The sequence below is a fragment of the Geobacillus subterraneus genome, assembly GCF_001618685.1.
Lineage (GTDB): Bacteria > Bacillota > Bacilli > Bacillales > Anoxybacillaceae > Geobacillus > Geobacillus subterraneus.
Genome location: NZ_CP014342.1, coordinates 2,284,560 through 2,301,491 on the forward strand (window position 1 = coordinate 2,284,560; position 16,932 = coordinate 2,301,491).

Sequence of the window (16,932 nt, forward strand, 5' to 3'; positions counted from 1 at the left end):
TACATTCACCCATATACTATTAATGTACCCAAAATGAAGAAGAAATAAAAAATGGCCACCGTCCGGGGCAACGGCAAACAAATAAAACACCAAAAATCTGTATTATTGTTTTTCCTCTTTAAATTAGTACAATGCCCATTCACAAACTTTAGTTTACACTTTATTTTCAGAGCCGTCAACATCTTTGATTTTCCCTGCTTTCTTTATCACTACTAAGGATAAATTTGGAATACGGAGGCTGACGTTATAAAACTGTTATATTACATCTTCAACAATCTGTATTAATCCTGTTTTATATTTTTGGAAAAATATAAATCATATTGCCATCTTTCTTATTGTTGAGAGCGTTTTCTAAATTTAAACCTTCTTTTTCTTTATTCCTCAATAATATATCTAGGCAACCGCGTTTTCATTTACGGAAGCCGGGCATTTTTGTTAGACTAACATGTAGACAGCGATGCCAAAGACAGGGAGTGAAAAAGCGGATGATTACGATGAAAGATATTATTAAAGAAGGGCATCCGACGCTGCGGAAAGTCGCCGAACCAGTTCCGCTGCCGCCTTCAGAGGAGGATAAGCGCATTTTGCAAAGCTTGCTTGATTATGTCAAAATGAGCCAAGATCCGGAGCTGGCGGCTAAGTACGGGCTGCGGCCCGGCATCGGACTCGCTGCCCCGCAAATTAACGTATCAAAACGGATGATCGCCGTCCATGTGACTGACGAAAACGGAACGTTATACAGCTATGCCTTGTTCAATCCAAAAATCGTCAGCCACTCCGTACAGCAATGTTATTTGACGACCGGGGAAGGCTGCCTGTCGGTCGACCGCGATGTGCCGGGATATGTGCCGCGCTATAGCCGCATCACCGTCACCGGCACGACGATCGACGGCGAAGAAGTCACCTTGCGCCTGAAAGGACTGCCATCCATCGTCTTCCAACATGAAATTGACCATTTAAACGGCATTATGTTCTACGACCATATTAATCCATCGGATCCCTTTAGCGTTCCGGACGGGGCGGTTCCGATCGGTCGGTAGCAACGGCCGGGGGCTAGAGGAGCGGCCGTTTCCTGCCAAGTGAGTGATTTCCTACATGAAGAAATGGTGTTCTCCACCGTACCTAACAACGGTTGCATGAAGGGAAACATTTCCGGGCGGCAGCTGACGTGTCTCACAAACAAAAGGCGGTCCCGCTGGATGAGCGGAGGCCGCTTTTTTATGGAAGCAATTGCAATTGCTTCAGCCCGTACCATATCCCTTCCTCGCCGACCGGTTTCGTAACAAAGTCAGCGACCCGTTTTACTTCCTCATGGGCGTTGCCCATCGCCACCCCGGTTCCGACGAACGACAGCATTTCGATGTCATTTAATCCGTCGCCGAACGCATACACATCCTCTTTGCCAATCCCGAGCTTCTCGATCATAAAACGGATGCCTTCCGCCTTTGAGCCGCCCGCCGGCAGCACGTCCGTCGATACATCGTGCCAGCGGACGAAGCGGAACTCCGGATAGTTGCGCACATATGGCGCCTCTTCTTCCGCGCGGCAAAACAACAGCGCTTGATAAATGTCTTTGTTTTCGTAATACAACGGGTCAACGGGCGGATGGGCGAATTTCAGGCTCTCCATGCTGACGTGAATGTGCGGATGATCGTCGACGCTCGCTCTCATTTGCTCGGCGTCCATAAAGACGAGCGGGTGGCCGTTTTGGTGGGCCTCTTCCGTCAGCGCCCTCACTTTCTCGCGGCGGAGCGGCTGTTTATACAGCACGTTCCCTTCAAAGACGACGTATTGTCCGTTAAAGCTGACGAACGAATCGATGCCAAGCTGGCGGCGCACATGTTCAAACATAAACGGCGCCCGCCCGGTGGCGATGGCCACATAGACGCCGGCCGTTTTCAACTGGCGGATCGCTTCAATGGTTGACGGCGGCAGCTGTTTTTGCTCGTCAAGCAGCGTGCCATCGATGTCGAAAAACACGATTTTTCTGCCCACATTCTCTTCCCCTTGCCAAAAATAAATTCATTGTCTACCGTACTGAAAAACAAGCTGAATGTCAACCAAAACGCCACGATCCGTTCCATTTTTACCCATGAAAAACAAGCCTTCGCCTACATATCATATATAATAGAACATTTACTTTCGTCGCAAAATGAGTACAATAAAAAGTAAGGAGTGATGAAAAATGTTGAAAAAGCTGAAAAAAAAGCTGCTTCAACAATGGAAAGATTTGCTCCGAAAAAAGTTGATCGCCTAACCGTTACAACGACAGCCCTTCCGTACGAAGGGCTTCTTTCCCACTTTGGCGAATGAAACGGTCAAAACTCGTCAAAGATGGTACATATCGTCGGCACATCTCCCGCCTGTTTTTTGCTGTTGGCAATAAAAAACATGAAAACGAGGATGAATTCCTATATAATAAAAAAGCAATCATTGTACGATAAGGAGAGATTTCGCGATGATTTTCAAAGTGTTTTACCAAGAAAATGCGGACGAAGTGCCCGTGAGAGAAAAAACGAAAACGCTCTACATCGAAGCAGAATCAGAGCGGGACGTACGCCGAAAACTGCAAGATCGTCCGATCAATATCGAGTATATTCAGCCGTTAGAGGGGGCGCATCTGGAGTACGAAAAGCGAAGCGCTAACTTTCAAGTATTGGAGACTTCATCATGAAACTATTAACAGATCAACAAGTTGGCGTTTTTGCCCTCGGCGGACTCGGTGAAATCGGGAAGAATACATACGGCGTACAATTTCAGGACGAAATTATTGTGATCGACGCGGGCATTAAATTTCCGGAAGACGAACTGCTCGGCATCGACTACGTCATCCCGGACTATTCGTATTTAGTGAAGCATGCGGAAAAAGTGAAAGGGCTGTTCATTACCCACGGGCATGAAGATCATATCGGCGGCATTCCGTACTTGCTCCGGCAGGTGAACATCCCCATTTACGGCGGCAAACTGGCGCTCGGGCTCATTCGCAACAAACTCGAAGAACACGGATTGCTTCGCCAAGCTAAGCTCATTGAAATTCGCGAAGACGATGTCATCCGTTTTCAAAAAACAGCGGTCACCTTTTTCCGGACGACGCACAGCATTCCGGACAGCTACGGCATCGTCGTCAAAACGCCAGTCGGGCAAATCGTCCATACCGGAGACTTTAAATTCGACTTTACGCCGGTCGGCGAACCAGCCAATTTGACGAAAATGGCTGAAATCGGGAAAGAAGGCGTCCTTTGCCTGCTTTCAGACAGCACGAACAGCGAAATTCCGCATTTCACGATGTCAGAGCGGCGCGTCGGCGAAAGCATTCACGACATTTTCCGCAAAGTGGACGGACGGATTATTTTTGCGACGTTTGCCTCCAACATCCACCGGCTTCAGCAAGTGACGGAAGCCGCAGTCGCCAACAACCGGAAAATCGCCGTCTTTGGCCGCAGCATGGAAGCGGCCATTGAAATCGGCCAAGATCTCGGCTACATTAAATGTCCGAAAGGCACGTTCGTCGATGCAAACGAAATCAACCGACTGCCGGCGAATCGGGTGACGATTTTATGCACCGGCAGCCAAGGTGAACCGATGGCCGCCTTGTCGCGCATCGCCAACGGCACGCACCGGCAAATTCAAATCATCCCGGGTGACACCGTCGTCTTTTCTTCATCGCCGATTCCGGGCAACACGGTGAGCGTCAACCGAACGATCAACATGCTGTACCGGGCCGGCGCCGAAGTGATCCACGGCCCGCTCAGCGACATCCACACGTCCGGGCACGGCGGACAGGAAGAACAAAAGCTGATGATCCGGCTTATGAAGCCAAAATATTTTATGCCGATCCACGGCGAATACCGGATGCAAAAAATGCACGCCAAGCTCGCCATCGACTGCGGCGTGCCGGAGGAAAACTGCTTTATTATGGATAACGGCGAAGTGCTCGGCATCAGCGACAGCGAAGCGCGCATCGTCGGCAAAATTCCGTCCGGCTCGGTTTACATCGACGGCAGCGGGGTCGGCGACATCGGCAACATCGTCTTGCGCGACCGCCGCATTTTGTCGGAGGAAGGGCTCGTGATCGTTGTCGTCAGCATCAACATGAAAGAGTTCAAAATCGCTGCCGGGCCTGATATTATCTCCCGCGGCTTCGTCTACATGCGCGAGTCGGGCGATTTGATCAGCGAGGCGCAGGCGCTCATCGCCAAACATCTCGAAAAAGTGCTTGAGCGAAAAACGAATCAATGGTCAGAAATTAAAAATGAAATTACTGAAACGCTCGCCCCGTTCTTGTACGAACGGACGAAACGGCGGCCGATGATCTTGCCGATCATCATGGAGATTTAACAAAAAAAGGGGGCTTTCGCAAAGTCCCCCTTTTTCTATGACGTGAACGATATAACGCCGCCGGCTGCTGGATACAACGCCCGAAAAATCTCCCAAACGACCCGGCTGGGTCGAATTTGAAGAACAACCGTTTCCGATTATGCCGCTAGCCGACGACTTTTTCCTCAAACCGGTCGATGTCGCTGTCAGCACCGATCACGACCAACACATCGCCTTTGCGGATGATTTCCGAAGCAAGCGGTGAGACGATGACGCTCGCTCCGCGCTTAATGGCGACGATGTTAATGCCGTAGCGGGCGCGGATGTCAAGCTCGAGCAGCGAATGGCCGTCAAGCCGTTCGCTCGCGACAATCTCGACGATGCTATGTTTGTCCGACAGCTCCAAATAGTCCAAGACGTTGTTCGAAATAAGGTTATGGGCGATCCGCTCCCCCATGTCCCGCTCCGGATGCACGATTTGGTCGGCGCCGATTTTTTTCAGCACTTTTTCATGGTAATCGTTTGTCGCCTTGACCGTAATATGGTTGACACCGAGCTCTTTTAAAATGAGCGTCGTTAAAATGCTCGCCTGAATGTTGTCGCCGATCGCAACAATGACATGGTCAAAGTTGCGGATGCCTAAGCTTTTCAGCACGTTTTCGTCCGTCGTATCGCCAACAACAGCGTGCGAGGCGATGGCTGCAAATTCGTTCACCCGATCTTCGTCAATGTCAATCGCGAGCACTTCCATCCCTTGTTCGCTCAATGTCCGGCAAATGCTGCCTCCAAATCGCCCGAGACCGATCACCGCAAACTGTTTCTTTTTCATCGTTGATTCCTCCACCAATTGTCAATCGTCGCTTCCCCCCTTATTGTAGCAAAAAAGAAAAGGAACGAAAACGATTCTTCGCTCCTTGTCGATCGTCGGTTACGCCTGCTCTGTCTTTTCCGTTTCTTTTTAACATGGCTGTTGCTCCGGTCAGCTCCGGCATTGGTTCACGCAGTTTCACGCTTCATTCCTCCATTGGAAAAGAAAGGCCTAACGCCCCGTTAGACCTTTCTCCATGATTCACGCGAATGGCCCTACACCGTCAACGTCGCTTGCCCCGGCTTCCAGTTGGCCGGACAGAGGCCGCCGGTTTGCAGCGCTTGCAGCACGCGCAATACTTCATCAACATCGCGGCCGATGTTGTTATGGTGAACGACGGCATATTTCAGCTCGCCTTCCGGATCGATGATGAATAGTCCGCGCAGCGCGACGCCCTCTTCTTCAATGAGCACGCCGTAATCGCGCGAAACTTGCTGCGTCCGATCGGCAGCGAGCGGGTATTTAATTTGACCGATGCCGTTTTGGTCGCGCGGCACATCCATCCACGCCTTATGCGAGTAAACCGAGTCGGTCGACGCGCCGATCACGACCGCGTCTAAGTCTTCGAACTCGTCATAACGGTCGGAGATGGCCGTAATTTCCGTCGGGCAAACGAACGTAAAATCGAGCGGATAGAAGAACAGCACGGTCCACTTGCTGTTTTTCATGTTTTCTTCAAGGCTGACGCGGCCGAATTCTCCGTTCGGCAGGACAGCCTCCATTTCAAAACGCGGAGCTTGTTTTCCGACTAGGCGCTCTGCCATATGTAATCCCTCCACTGCCAAAAAATAGCGATGCCTACCGTTCGCTGACATCATTCATTGCAACACTCCGAACCTTCGGACAGAGGTTAAAAAGAGGCGAAATGATTTCCCATCTTCTTTTCATCGGTTCTGTTTTAAGGAGAAACGGCCGCTATGTCTTGATTTCGCCCAACCTTGATTGGTTTGCTCAGGCGAACGGCCCCACAAAAAACGGGCTGCTGGCGCACACAGCCCGATAATTGTTACCGAAGCTTTTGTTCAATTTTTTGGCAAATTTCTTCCGCGGTAAGTCCGCTCGCTTCAATGACCGGACCGGACGTGACCATGTTTTGAATGCCGGTGACGTTTGTATCTAAGCCGGTAATGACGCAACAATCGCAGCCTTTCGCATCTTGTTCGCTACGCAGCGGAACAACGTCATACCCTCTTTCCTTCAACGCCTCCTGCACGTCGGTCAGCGATTGCTCGACACCGATTTTCGCCATCACACTCCACCTCCTCACACATAATGTGTCTTAATGGAGGCGGAACTATACTTCATTCCATATTCCCTTTCCACGAAAAATAGTCGATTAAAAAAGCGATGGCCCGATCGATCGCCGCCTCATTTGGGGCCAGCTTCGCATGGTGCAGCCCGTATGGCGAATCGACGCCAAGCCAAAACATAAAACCGGGGATCTCTGCCAACATATAGCCAAAATCTTCACCGGTCATCGCCTCTTTGCAGCGGATGACATTCATGTCGGCATGCGTTTCAGCAAATTGGATAAACTCTGTCGTCAACGACGGGTCGTTGTACACTTCGTGGTACATGGCGCCGTAATCAATCGCCGCCTCACATTCGTAAGCCACTTCCACCCCGCGGACGATCGCTTCAATCCGCCGCTTCACTGCCTGCATCGCCGCCGTCGACAGCGTCCGGATCGTCCCTTCGAGCCGAGCGCGTTCGGCGATGACGTTTTGCACGGTTCCGCCGGTAATTTTTCCGATCGTAATGACGGCGCTGTCAAGCGGATCAACGTTGCGGGCGACGATCGATTGCAGCTGGGTGACGAGCGTGCAGGCGGCGACGACCATATCGTTGGCTAAGTGCGGAAACGCCGCATGGCCGCCTTTCCCTTTTAAATCAATAAACAGTTCAGACGTATTGGCAAACAGCAGCCCTTCTTTCGTCGCGATCGTGCCGACCGGATATTCCGGGGCGATATGCAAGGCGACGATCATATCCGGCTTCCACTCGCGCATTATATCGCTTTCTAACATCGGCTTCGCCCCGCCCGGTCCTTCTTCGGCCGGTTGGAAAATAAACAGCAAATCGTCTTTGAGCGGGTGATGGGCAAAATGAGTCAACACGCCAAGAGCGATGCTCATATGGACGTCATGGCCGCACGCATGCATTTGCCCTTCATGTTCGGAGCGATACGGCAGGCCGGTTTCTTCGCTGATCGGCAAGCCGTCGATATCGGCGCGGTAGCCGATCGTTTTTTGCGGCGCTGTTCCGTTGACTTTCACAAAAATGCCGGTTTTCCACGTCCGGACATCAAGCCGCTCCTGCGGCAGCGACCGAATATACTCCAGCAAATATTGCTGTGTTTTAAACTCTTGAAACCCGAGTTCGGGAATTTTATGCAAGTCGCGGCGAATGGCGACAAATGGGCTGATCGCTTCCATCTTCTCTCCTCCAATCGAGTAGGAGAGGGTGACTAACCCTCGTCCTCTCACACCACCGTACGTACCGTTCGGTATACGGCGGTTCCATTAAGTCTGACGCAGAGATTCATATCGTTGATAAAGACTCTTCAGCCCTTGGCTCTCCCAATAGGAGTTGCCAAGGGCTTTATGCAAGATGGGACTAGCGGCCACTCTCCAATATTTCTTCCGAGTGTTTCCCCATTCATATGCTTTCCGCTTGGGCACTCCTAAACTTTGCAGTTTTCGGACTCTGGTTCTCGGAAGTTTCCACTCTTTCCATTGGCACATGCGCAGCCTTCGTCGAATCCATCCATCTAGTTCTTTGAACACACTTGGAGTCTCTGCTAACGAGAAGTATCCACACCATCCCAGAATGTACTGGTTGAGCTGTTCGATTCGCTCGGGCATGGGAATCGGTTTCGATCGACTCGTCATGGTGCGTATCCTTTGCTTCATGCGCCGAATACTTTCCTTTGCGATCCGGATTTTTGGCTCCTTATTTGGGGTGAAGCTAAAACCGAGGAATTTTCTCCTCCACGGTCGATCCACTGCCGATTTGGTTTCATTGACTTTCAGCCGGAGTTTCTTTTCAATGAATGCCGTGATCGATTTCATCACCCGTTCCCCGGCCTTCTTCGTCCTTACGTAGATATTGCAGTCATCCGCATACCGTACAAATTTGTGCCCTCGTTTTTCCAATTCTTTGTCCAGCTCATCCAAGAGAATGTTGGACAAAAGTGGACTGAGCGGCCCTCCTTGTGGAGTCCCCTCTTGTGTTTCCATGACCACCCCGTTGATCATGACCCCTGCCTGTAGATACTTCCGTATCAACTTTAGGAGGATTTTGTCTGGAATTCGTTTCGCTAATATCCCCATCAGTTTGTCATGGTTGACTCGATCAAAGAACTTTTCCAAGTCGATATCTACCACCCATGTATATCCTTCCTGAATATACTGCTTCGCCTTTTTCACCGCGTCGTGTCCTCTTCGACCGGGACGAAACCCGTAGCTGTGTTCCGAAAAGGATGGGTCAAAGATCGGCGTGAGCACTTGGGCGATGGCCTGTTGGATGAACCGGTCTGTCACGGTCGGGATTCCTAGTAACCTGACTCCTCCGTTCGGTTTCGGGATTTCGACCCGTCGGACCGGGCAAGGTTCGTAGGTCCCTTCTTCCAAAGCGCGCCGTATCACGTCCCAATGTTCCACGAGGTGTCTTCGCAGGTCTTTGACGGACATTCCATCGGTTCCATGGGACCCTTTATTCTTTTCCACTTGTTTGAGTGCTCGCAGGAGATTCTCCCGTGACAGTACCTGTTTCATCCACATTCCGATTCTTCCTCTCTACGTGAACGATCCGTTCTATTTGTGCCATCTTCTTCTCCACCCTCTTGAGGTCCCCCATGGACTTCACCATTTCCTCCCTCAAGCAGGCCCTTTCGGGTTGTCTGCTTCATCAAAGAAGATGAACGCCTAGTGGCCGTTCTCCTTCATGGTTCGGTCCTTCCCCTTCTATCTTAAGCTAGACGGGTACTATGACCTCTGCTGACTTCTGTCCGTTCAGCGTTGGATCGCTCCAACGGTTGCCAAGCGCACTTGGCTTCCCGGACAGACCTCCCCGGGTAAGAGTGCAGTCTTTCCTTCCATCTATCTGCTTCATTTACTCGGTATCACCTTCGGCAGAAAGGGCTTCGTTTTGTCGTGCAAACTCACCCAATGATACCCAGCCTCCTATGAAGTTCGTGTTCCTCAGACCGGAAGTTTGCCGCCCGCTTCCTTCAGATTCTGCGTCGCCGCAGACACCCTTGCGTTAAGCTAACTGCTACTTCTGCCTTCGCAGTTCGGGACTTTCACCCTATAGACTGCACCCATGCCGGGCGCACTCGGAAAAAAGCTGCCCTGTGAGCGGACAGCTTTTTCATGTCATTATAATTGGCGAAGCTCTTGTTTAATTTCCGTTTTCGCTCTCGTTTGTTCGTCAATTTGCTTAATGACGCGCGCCGGCACGCCGGCCACGACCGTATACGGCGGCACGTCTTCGACGACGATTGCCCCAGCAGCGACGACCGCCCCTTTGCCGACGGTGACACCTTCCAAAATGACGGCATTAGCTCCAACGAGAACATCATCTTCAATCACGACCGGCTTGGCCGATGGCGGTTCAATCACTCCGGCCAACACCGCGCCAGCGCCGATATGGCAGTTTTTCCCGACCGTTGCCCGGCCACCGAGCACGGCGTTCATATCGATCATCGTCCCTTCGCCGACGACGGCGCCGATGTTGATGACTGCTCCCATCATAATGACCGCATTGTCGCCGATCTCGACGTGATCGCGAATAATGGCGCCCGGCTCAATGCGCGCTTTCACCCCTTTTAAATCCAATAGCGGAATGGCGGAGTTGCGGCGGTCATTTTCGACGACATAATCCTCGATTTTGTCCCGATTCGCCTCGATAGCGGCTTGAATGTCTTGCCATTCGCCAAACACCACGCCGGTGTTGCCAGCGATAAACGTTTTCGCGCCCGGGCCGAAGTCGATGCCTTCCACGTTCCCTTTTATGTATACTTTGACCGGGGTTGATTTTTTGCTGTTTTGAATAAATGAGATGATTTCATTCGCATCCATCATTTTCATGGGCCATTGCTCCTCCTTGTCCATGTTCGTTTCTTCTTTACTGTAGCAAAACAAAGATGATCGTGGCAAGCGTCAATTCCCGGGCGCGCCCAGCTATGGCTTAGGCGTGCCTTTTTGTTTACGCAGTTCTTTATTTAGCTGCTTTAAAATTTCCCGCCGGGTAAAAATCCCTTCAAAATAGCCGTCATCGTTTTCTACGCAGACGAATGGATGATTGACGACAAGTCCGACCGCCTTCATCAAGCTGTCGTCGAGCCGGAGGCGCGGAATGTTTCGATTCATCACTTCTTCGACCTTCATCGTTTCGAGCCGTTCAAACTCGATGCGCTCTAATCCTAACATCGCATCCATAATCATCGTCATGCTGATGAGCCCATGCAGTTTATACGATGTATCGAGAACTGGGATCGCTGAATAACCGGTTTTTGTCAAGACGAGCAGCGCATGATCCAAATAGTTTTCAGGCTGAACGTGCGCGACTTTATCCGCAGGGATGAGGAATGGTTTAACCGTCATGTTGGCCGGCTGTTTGTTTCCTAACCATGTCATGCCAATGTTCCGCCTTTCTCTTTTTTGCATCTTTCCCTCTCCACTTTTATCATACCATAAAAAAGACTATCGCTTCTTGCCAAGCGATAGTACAAAACGACATGTTACCTTTCTTCAGTTAAAAGGCGGTCGTACAAACGTAAAAGCTGCCGATATCGTCGTTCGTCAGCCTCCTTATCCCCGTTTTCAATATCCGCCAGCTCCGAACGGACAAGTTCGAGCGCATATTCCTGGCTGAACAGCACCTCAAGCAACAATGACGCCTCCTCGCCCGACAGCTGCAGCGGCAGCCGCTTCGCCATCTTCACTCCCCCTTTGCCTCTTCCGCTTTCATATATATTCAGCGGCAAAGGAAAAAAGTCGTGGAAAAAAGCGTCATTTGCGGACAGGCAAAAAGGCCACCCATATGAATGGAATGGCCTTTTTTCAATAATAGCGCAACGCCAAATAACCAATGGCAAAAATGGCGAGCAAGGCCGCAAGTACGTAAGCGAGAAGCAGCGGGTTGCGCAAGTAGGCATGCTCCTCGACCGTTTTCGGAATCGGCCCGTCAAGCTCCCCTTGCCAACGCTGTTGGCGTCCGAGGCGAACCGTATAGACGAACCCGATGACCGCGATCAATACAGAGAGGGCGGATAACACAAAAGTCAACTGTGCCATAAGTTTCACCTCATGTTTACTTTGCCTCAATGAGAGGATTTTATGCGGTCAATAATGGGCGTCATGCTCAAACAAGTAGCTGTACGACAAGTCGATAAACAAATAATGGCGCTCATCAATCGGGTATGAATACGTCCGGATCGTCTCCCCGGTTTCAATGTCTGTATATAAATCCGATAAAATCCCTCTCCGGCGCGAACGCATGCGAATAATGTTTTCCAAAAAATACGGGCGCCAGCTCCAATTTTTCATGTAATATTGTTGCTGCAACTCCCAGCGGCCGCCGCGCTTAAACATATTGCCCGACTGTTGAAAGCCGTCTTCATCACAGACGTAAATGCGGAAGCAAACGTCATCGAGTTCGTCGGCCAGCAGCGAAATCAGCTCATTAAAGCCGCCCGCTTTTTTGTATTTGCCAAGCAGTGCGGCAATCCGTTGCTGAAACTGCTCGGAAATTTGATACAGCGTCTCGAGCTTTTTCTTTTCCTGTTGGATAAAGCGATGGCATTCTTGGCGCAGCAGTTCTTTCAACAGATCACGCGGCACGACTTCCGGCGCCGGCTTAGCCAAATAGTATCCTTGGTAGTAGCGGCCGCCATGCCGCCATGCGTACTGAAGCTGAAATGATGTTTCAATATCCTCATACAGAAGCGTCGCTCCGATTTTGCGCGCCAACAGCGAAATGGAATGAACGATTTCTTGATAAGCTTGGTGGACCGACGTTTTTCGCAATTCATGCAAGTCGATTTTTAAAATGTCAGGCGACAAAACGCCGATCCGCTCAAGATGAATGCTATGTTCGGCGATATTATCGACCGCCACTTTAATACCGTACGTGCGGATATACGTCAATAAATGGCTGAGCTGATCCAGGTCGCCTTTAAAATGCTGCTCGTTAATTTCCAATATGATGCGGCTAAGCGCCAACCCTTTCGCCTCGTAACCGAGAAGCAATTGCAAAAACGATTCGCCGCGGTCAAGCATCAATAAATTGGCGTCGCGGTTGAGAAAGATGAGCGGCGTCTCGTCATCGAGCGACAGAAAATAATCGAGCGCCTTTTTAGTGATCACATCATCCACTTCCATGCGAAACTCTTCCGGAATCGTTTCATCATGAAAAAACGGCCCGAGACTGACTGGCCCCGCTTCCGTTTGGAATCGCCCGAGCACTTCATATCCGATGACTCCATGCTCATCGGCGCTAAAAATCGGTTGATAGTACGGGATCACTTGCGACAAGTTGGCCATCACGTCTAATGCATCCATCATGCTCACCTCATTCTGGTCGACCATCTTTGCCTTTATTATAGCATAATTGCCCAATCGTTCCTGACTCGTAAAAAAAGCGGCTCCCCTGACAGCAGGGAATCCGCTTGTGACAAAGGCCGTTGCGTGCAATGAGCCGGTTGCCCGCGATAAATGAAGAAATACCGCCTGCAATCCCTTTTGGGTGAGGACCATCTTGCTTTATGGCAAATTTGATTAAAACGGCCGCCGGTTCAGCCATTGGCCGCCGTCGACTGTGATGCAAGCGCCGTTAATGTAAGCGGCTTCATCCGAAAGCAAAAACGAAGCGACCGCCGCGATTTCTTCCGGCGTCCCGAGCCGCCCGAGCGGCACGCTTTCCAACGTCATCCGCTCCGCTTCCTCTGATTCCCAAAGCCGCTCCGCCCCGCCTGTCCGCTCGATCGGCCCCGGGGCGATGGCATTAACGCGGAAGCCGTATTTCTTCCCCCACTCGACCGCCAATGTGCGCGTCATCGCCAGCACCCCGGCCTTGGCGCTTGCCGAATGAATGACCCCCGCGCCGGCATGCCAGGCGTACGTCGCAATGATGTTGATGATGCTCCCTTTCAAGCCGCGCGGAATCCAATAGTTGCCGACTTCACGGCTGCAGTAAAACGTTCCGTTCAATACGATGTTGATGACGCTGTTCCAACCGTTGATCGACAGCTTTTCCGCCGGACAAATAAAATTGCCGGCCGCGTTGTTAACGAGAGCATCAATGCGGCCAAACTCCGCATCGACCCGTGCGACCATGTCCGCGACTTGCTCCGGATTGCGCACATCCATCGGAACAACAAGCACCCGCCCGCCGCCGGGCGTTTCCATTTCCCGCTTAGCCTCTTCCAGCGCTTCGGCCCGCCTTCCCGTAATGACAACGTTCGCCCCTTCAGAGACAAACCGCTTCGCCATATATTTTCCCATTCCGCTCGACCCGCCGGTAACAATGATGACTTTTCCGTTCATTCGCCTCTCCCCCTATGACTGATTGCTCATTCATTTTACTGTTTCTTCAGTTCTCTTTCTTTTTCTAGCATAGGGCAAATTCTTCTTCTTTTCAACAAAAATAACTGATTTTTTTGAAAATCAAAGCTCACTGATTTCTTTCCTGCTTTCCCTTTTCCTAAGAGTGAGGGGCCTTCTTGATTAGGCAACATGATTTTTCTCCTATTGTTCTTCCCTTCTAGTTTTCGTTATAATAAAGCTACTTGTGAAAGGACGACGAGACGATGCATCGTATTGAAACAGCCAAAATGAACCGACGCGCGTTTTTAAAAAAACTGACACGCACCGGCTTTGCCGCGGCGCTGGCGACATCGCTCGCCTACGGCTACGCCCGCTGGGTTGAACCGTCACAATTGACGGTGACGCACCATACACTGTCACACCCGCTCATCCCGAGGGCGTTTCACGGCGTAAAACTGCTGCAATTCAGCGACCTCCATCTCGGGCATTATGACAGCTTGAAGCGCTTTTACCACGTGATCGACCGAATTAACACGCTGGAGCCTGATCTTGTTGTTTTTACCGGCGATTTGCTCCATGAGGCGAACCGATACCCGCACACTGAGACGGTCGCTGAAGCGCTGGCAAACATCCGCGCCCCGCTTGGGAAATTCAGCGTTTATGGCAACCACGACCACGGCGGCTACGGAACGGACATTTACCGCCGGCTGATGGAACGGGCCGGGTTTCGCGTCCTTGTCAACGAGCATGCGCTCGTTCGCCGCGGACAAGAGGCGATCGCTGTGGCCGGCGGTGACGATATGATGCTCGGCCGGCCCGATTGGGCGAAAATGACGGCGGGCATTCCGCCGGCAACATATACGATCGCCCTCGTTCACGAACCGGACAGCGCCGTTGAGACGTGCCGCTACCCGATTCATGCCCAACTTTCCGGCCATAGCCATGGCGGACAAATCCAGCTGCCGTTTATCGGTCCGCTCATGACTCCGCCGCTGTCTGAACGGTATTACGAAGGATTTTACCACGTCGGCGGGCTTGTGCTGTACGTCAACCGCGGCCTCGGCACAACAAGGGTGCCGCTTCGCTTTTTCGCTCCGCCGGAACTGACGGTCTTTTCGCTCACTAATCGCGAAAAATAGGTCAAGCAAGTCACAACTATGTTATAATGGAAAGAAAAAAGGAGACATGCCGATGAAACCGTTGCAGTTGACGGTCGACAATATCGCCAAAGCCATTTTTACAGTCAACCGCCATGCGAAGACGGCATTGAACCCTTCGTTTCTTTATCTTCTCAAGAAAAAAGCCATCGAAAAGCTGCTTGAGGAAGGCAAGGCGAAAAAGGTCGGCCTCCATTTTTCCCGCAATCCAAAATACAGCCAGCAGCAATCTGATGTGCTCGTGGCCGTCGGCGACTACTATTTCCACATTCCTCCGACAAAACAAGATTTCGCCGCCCTCCCGCACCTCGGCGCGCTCAGCGACTCATACCGAAATCCTTCCGTTCGGATGCCGCTATCGGAGGCAAAAGCGATTCTCATCGCCTACACCGGGATCAAGGAATCGACGGAACGAAAGCCGAAACGGTTGACAAAGCCGATGTTTAAGCGGCTTGGCGACCGCTACTAAACAAGGCGCCGGAATGTTCCCGACGCCTTCTTTTCTTTCCCCTGCTTACTCATGATGGAACTCAGAGCTCCGCTCCCCCGGCAGTGAAGCGGATTCAGTGGCCATTGTTTCACTTCATCTGAAAGTGGATGCTCCCCGCTCAAAATCAGAAACAGGAGCGGCCTTTACACATTGAGAAAATGGGCCGATTACGGGAGATTCAGACCGATACCCCCTTTCGCTTCATGCTTCCCCATTGTTTTCGGCGACGGATGGCGTCGATGATTCCTTCGCACCGCCACCATGCCGTCAGCGGGCGATACCAAAACGTCTCCGTCAGCGAGAAGAAAAAGAGCCACACAAAATCCGAGACGTTCGGAAACTTCCGCTCGGTCCATTCCTCAAGCAACACGGCGGCAGCGGACAAAAGCGAGCCGTACAAAACAGAAACCACCAACAAAAGAAGAGCAAACTCGATATATAGGCTTCCGAGAAACAGTGAGAGAACCATGACGATATATCCGGTTAGCTCCACAACCGGACCGAGAAACTCAATGAACCAAAAATATGGGAAAGAAAGGAGGCCGATCGAACCGTATTTCGGGTTGAACAACAGCGTCCGGTGGCGCCATAAGCTTTCAAGCAGCCCGCGATGCCAGCGTCGCCGCTGTTTACGCAAGTCGCCATACGTTTCCGGCGCCTCCGTCCAGCAGACCGGGTCCGGGATGTAGATAATTTTTTTCGCCTCATTTTTTTCCCGCGCCAGCCGGTGCAGACGCACGACAAGTTCCATATCCTCGCCGGCCGTATCCGCATACCCGCCTGCCTCGATTACCCACTGTTTGGAAAAAACGCCAAACGCACCAGAAACAATCAGCAGCAAATTATGGCGGCTTAAGCCGAGACGGCCGAGCAAAAACGCGCGCAAATATTCGATCGTTTGCATAATGACAAGCGGCCGCCGCGATAGCCCGACCTTCACAATGTCACCGCGCTCAATCCGGCAGCCATTGGCGATGCGGATGCTGCCTCCTGAGGCGATCACTTCCCCGTCCGACTCGATCATCGGTTTCATCACTTTTAAAAAGGCGCGCCGCTCCAACACGGAATCGCCGTCAATCGAACAAATATACGGGTAGCGGGCGGCGTTGATCCCCGCGTTTAACGCATCCGCCTTCCCGCCGTTTTCTTTATCAAGGACGAATAAGTGCGGATAGGCCGGCGATCGTAGATGGCTTTGATTTCTTTTGCCGCCAGCTGGCGGCGAATCACGCGATACACGGGCCGAAGCCCGAAATGCTCAATCAGCTGCTCAAGCGTCCGATCCGTCGAACCGTCATTGATGACGATCACCTCATATTGCGGATATTCAATGCTGAGCAGCGAGCGGATCGAGCCGACGATGCCGGCTTCCTCATTATAGGCGGGAACGAGGATGGACACCGGCTTTGCATAGCTCACATCGAGCAGCTCCTCGTACGGCTCCCAATCGTCAAGCCGATGGGTGCGCCGTAAGTGGACAAAGGAAACGGCGAGCAGAAACGTATAAAAAACGACGACACCGGCCATATAAACGAGCACAGCCTGCCCGAT

The 16,932-nt window shown here is 51.6% G+C and carries 20 protein-coding genes and 1 pseudogene; 6 read left to right on the top strand and 15 right to left on the bottom strand.

The genetic code is table 11. The features are described from left to right. Positions 1-485: 485 nt before the first annotated feature. Complete coding sequence (gene def / locus GS3922_RS11195; RefSeq protein ID WP_063166429.1) at positions 486-1,040, top strand: peptide deformylase; 555 nt, start codon at positions 486-488, stop codon at positions 1,038-1,040. A 178-nt stretch (positions 1,041-1,218) separates the two neighbouring features. On the opposite strand, the gene GS3922_RS11200 is transcribed toward def, so the two are convergent. Further along, positions 1,219-1,995 (bottom strand): Cof-type HAD-IIB family hydrolase, encoded by a 777-nt coding sequence (locus GS3922_RS11200; protein ID WP_063166430.1) that lies wholly within the window; start codon positions 1,993-1,995, stop codon positions 1,219-1,221. Between the two features lie 183 nt (positions 1,996-2,178). On the opposite strand from GS3922_RS11200, the gene GS3922_RS18360 reads away from it, so the two are divergent. The 3 genes from GS3922_RS18360 (at position 2,179) to rnjA (ending at position 4,338) form a co-directional block, all read left to right on the top strand. Continuing rightward, positions 2,179-2,313, top strand: coding sequence for a hypothetical protein (locus tag GS3922_RS18360; RefSeq protein WP_257722307.1), 135 nt, complete (start codon positions 2,179-2,181; stop codon positions 2,311-2,313). Positions 2,314-2,458: 145 nt separating this feature from the next. Continuing rightward, positions 2,459-2,674 (top strand): DNA-dependent RNA polymerase subunit epsilon, encoded by a 216-nt coding sequence (locus tag GS3922_RS11205; RefSeq protein WP_063166431.1) that lies wholly within the window; start codon positions 2,459-2,461, stop codon positions 2,672-2,674. Then, complete coding sequence (gene rnjA / locus GS3922_RS11210; protein WP_063166432.1) at positions 2,671-4,338, top strand: ribonuclease J1; 1,668 nt, start codon at positions 2,671-2,673, stop codon at positions 4,336-4,338. The genes GS3922_RS11205 and rnjA overlap by 4 nt, the downstream gene beginning before the upstream one ends. Positions 4,339-4,483: 145 nt before the next feature. On the opposite strand, the gene GS3922_RS11215 is transcribed toward rnjA, so the two are convergent. The 13 genes from GS3922_RS11215 to GS3922_RS17640 all read right to left on the bottom strand — a co-directional run bounded on the left by GS3922_RS11215 (position 4,484) and on the right by GS3922_RS17640 (position 13,925). Further along, the gene (locus GS3922_RS11215; protein WP_063166433.1) at positions 4,484-5,146 is read right to left on the bottom strand and encodes a potassium channel family protein; all 663 of its coding nucleotides are present in this window, start codon (positions 5,144-5,146) and stop codon (positions 4,484-4,486) included. Between the two features lie 40 nt (positions 5,147-5,186). Further along, positions 5,187-5,327, bottom strand: coding sequence for a hypothetical protein (locus GS3922_RS17635; RefSeq protein WP_156485823.1), 141 nt, complete (start codon positions 5,325-5,327; stop codon positions 5,187-5,189). A gap of 73 nt (positions 5,328-5,400) precedes the next feature. After that, entirely contained in the window at positions 5,401-5,949 is a 549-nt protein-coding gene (locus GS3922_RS11220) for a peroxiredoxin (protein ID WP_063166434.1), read from the bottom strand. 242 nt (positions 5,950-6,191) lie between these two features. After that, entirely contained in the window at positions 6,192-6,434 is a 243-nt protein-coding gene (locus GS3922_RS11225; protein WP_063166435.1) for a YkuS family protein, read from the bottom strand. Between the two features lie 52 nt (positions 6,435-6,486). Beyond that, positions 6,487-7,620: an N-acetyldiaminopimelate deacetylase gene (locus GS3922_RS11230; RefSeq protein ID WP_063166436.1), complete on the bottom strand. Its 1,134-nt coding sequence runs from the start codon at positions 7,618-7,620 to the stop codon at positions 6,487-6,489. Between the two features lie 87 nt (positions 7,621-7,707). Further along, positions 7,708-8,967, bottom strand: coding sequence for a group II intron reverse transcriptase/maturase (gene ltrA, locus GS3922_RS11235; protein WP_020961418.1), 1,260 nt, complete (start codon positions 8,965-8,967; stop codon positions 7,708-7,710). A gap of 597 nt (positions 8,968-9,564) precedes the next feature. Then, positions 9,565-10,275 (bottom strand): 2,3,4,5-tetrahydropyridine-2,6-dicarboxylate N-acetyltransferase, encoded by a 711-nt coding sequence (gene dapD, locus GS3922_RS11240; RefSeq protein WP_063166437.1) that lies wholly within the window; start codon positions 10,273-10,275, stop codon positions 9,565-9,567. A gap of 93 nt (positions 10,276-10,368) precedes the next feature. Continuing rightward, positions 10,369-10,824, bottom strand: coding sequence for a cyclic-di-AMP-binding protein CbpB (cbpB, locus tag GS3922_RS11245; RefSeq protein WP_063167393.1), 456 nt, complete (start codon positions 10,822-10,824; stop codon positions 10,369-10,371). Positions 10,825-10,928: 104 nt separating this feature from the next. After that, positions 10,929-11,126, bottom strand: coding sequence for an antirepressor AbbA (abbA, locus tag GS3922_RS11250; protein ID WP_063166438.1), 198 nt, complete (start codon positions 11,124-11,126; stop codon positions 10,929-10,931). 124 nt (positions 11,127-11,250) lie between these two features. Next, complete coding sequence (locus GS3922_RS11255; protein ID WP_063166439.1) at positions 11,251-11,484, bottom strand: hypothetical protein; 234 nt, start codon at positions 11,482-11,484, stop codon at positions 11,251-11,253. Positions 11,485-11,532: 48 nt separating this feature from the next. Next, a complete protein-coding gene (locus GS3922_RS11260; RefSeq protein WP_063166440.1) occupies positions 11,533-12,750 on the bottom strand; it encodes an EAL domain-containing protein in 1,218 nt (405 codons plus the stop codon). A 216-nt stretch (positions 12,751-12,966) separates the two neighbouring features. After that, entirely contained in the window at positions 12,967-13,734 is a 768-nt protein-coding gene (gene fadH / locus GS3922_RS11265) for a 2,4-dienoyl-CoA reductase (protein ID WP_063166441.1), read from the bottom strand. 35 nt (positions 13,735-13,769) lie between these two features. Next, positions 13,770-13,925: a hypothetical protein gene (locus tag GS3922_RS17640; RefSeq protein ID WP_156485824.1), complete on the bottom strand. Its 156-nt coding sequence runs from the start codon at positions 13,923-13,925 to the stop codon at positions 13,770-13,772. A 72-nt stretch (positions 13,926-13,997) separates the two neighbouring features. Between GS3922_RS17640 and GS3922_RS11270 the strand changes: the two genes are divergently transcribed. Both GS3922_RS11270 and GS3922_RS11275 read left to right on the top strand, forming a co-directional pair. Beyond that, a complete protein-coding gene (locus GS3922_RS11270) occupies positions 13,998-14,873 on the top strand; it encodes a metallophosphoesterase (protein ID WP_063166442.1) in 876 nt (291 codons plus the stop codon). A 52-nt stretch (positions 14,874-14,925) separates the two neighbouring features. Next, complete coding sequence (locus tag GS3922_RS11275) at positions 14,926-15,360, top strand: YkyB family protein (protein ID WP_063166443.1); 435 nt, start codon at positions 14,926-14,928, stop codon at positions 15,358-15,360. A 199-nt stretch (positions 15,361-15,559) separates the two neighbouring features. Here the strand turns inward: GS3922_RS11275 and GS3922_RS11280 are convergent. After that, positions 15,560-16,908: pseudogene (locus GS3922_RS11280) on the bottom strand (glycosyltransferase family 2 protein). Between the last annotated feature and the right edge of the window lie 24 nt (positions 16,909-16,932).

Coding starts and splice junctions, on each gene's coding strand:
- def (WP_063166429.1), top strand. CDS start 486: ATGATTACGATGAAAGATATTATTAAAGAAGGGCATCCGACGCTGCGG.
- GS3922_RS18360 (WP_257722307.1), top strand. CDS start 2,179: ATGAAAAATGTTGAAAAAGCTGAAAAAAAAGCTGCTTCAACAATGGAA.
- GS3922_RS11205 (WP_063166431.1), top strand. CDS start 2,459: ATGATTTTCAAAGTGTTTTACCAAGAAAATGCGGACGAAGTGCCCGTG.
- rnjA (WP_063166432.1), top strand. CDS start 2,671: ATGAAACTATTAACAGATCAACAAGTTGGCGTTTTTGCCCTCGGCGGA.
- GS3922_RS11215 (WP_063166433.1), bottom strand. CDS start 5,146: ATGAAAAAGAAACAGTTTGCGGTGATCGGTCTCGGGCGATTTGGAGGC.
- GS3922_RS11220 (WP_063166434.1), bottom strand. CDS start 5,949: ATGGCAGAGCGCCTAGTCGGAAAACAAGCTCCGCGTTTTGAAATGGAG.
- GS3922_RS11225 (WP_063166435.1), bottom strand. CDS start 6,434: ATGGCGAAAATCGGTGTCGAGCAATCGCTGACCGACGTGCAGGAGGCG.
- GS3922_RS11230 (WP_063166436.1), bottom strand. CDS start 7,620: ATGGAAGCGATCAGCCCATTTGTCGCCATTCGCCGCGACTTGCATAAA.
- ltrA (WP_020961418.1), bottom strand. CDS start 8,967: ATGTGGATGAAACAGGTACTGTCACGGGAGAATCTCCTGCGAGCACTC.
- dapD (WP_063166437.1), bottom strand. CDS start 10,275: ATGAAAATGATGGATGCGAATGAAATCATCTCATTTATTCAAAACAGC.
- cbpB (WP_063167393.1), bottom strand. CDS start 10,824: ATGACATGGTTAGGAAACAAACAGCCGGCCAACATGACGGTTAAACCA.
- abbA (WP_063166438.1), bottom strand. CDS start 11,126: ATGGCGAAGCGGCTGCCGCTGCAGCTGTCGGGCGAGGAGGCGTCATTG.
- GS3922_RS11255 (WP_063166439.1), bottom strand. CDS start 11,484: ATGGCACAGTTGACTTTTGTGTTATCCGCCCTCTCTGTATTGATCGCG.
- GS3922_RS11260 (WP_063166440.1), bottom strand. CDS start 12,750: ATGGATGCATTAGACGTGATGGCCAACTTGTCGCAAGTGATCCCGTAC.
- fadH (WP_063166441.1), bottom strand. CDS start 13,734: ATGAACGGAAAAGTCATCATTGTTACCGGCGGGTCGAGCGGAATGGGA.
- GS3922_RS17640 (WP_156485824.1), bottom strand. CDS start 13,925: ATGTTGCCTAATCAAGAAGGCCCCTCACTCTTAGGAAAAGGGAAAGCA.
- GS3922_RS11270 (WP_063166442.1), top strand. CDS start 13,998: ATGCATCGTATTGAAACAGCCAAAATGAACCGACGCGCGTTTTTAAAA.
- GS3922_RS11275 (WP_063166443.1), top strand. CDS start 14,926: ATGAAACCGTTGCAGTTGACGGTCGACAATATCGCCAAAGCCATTTTT.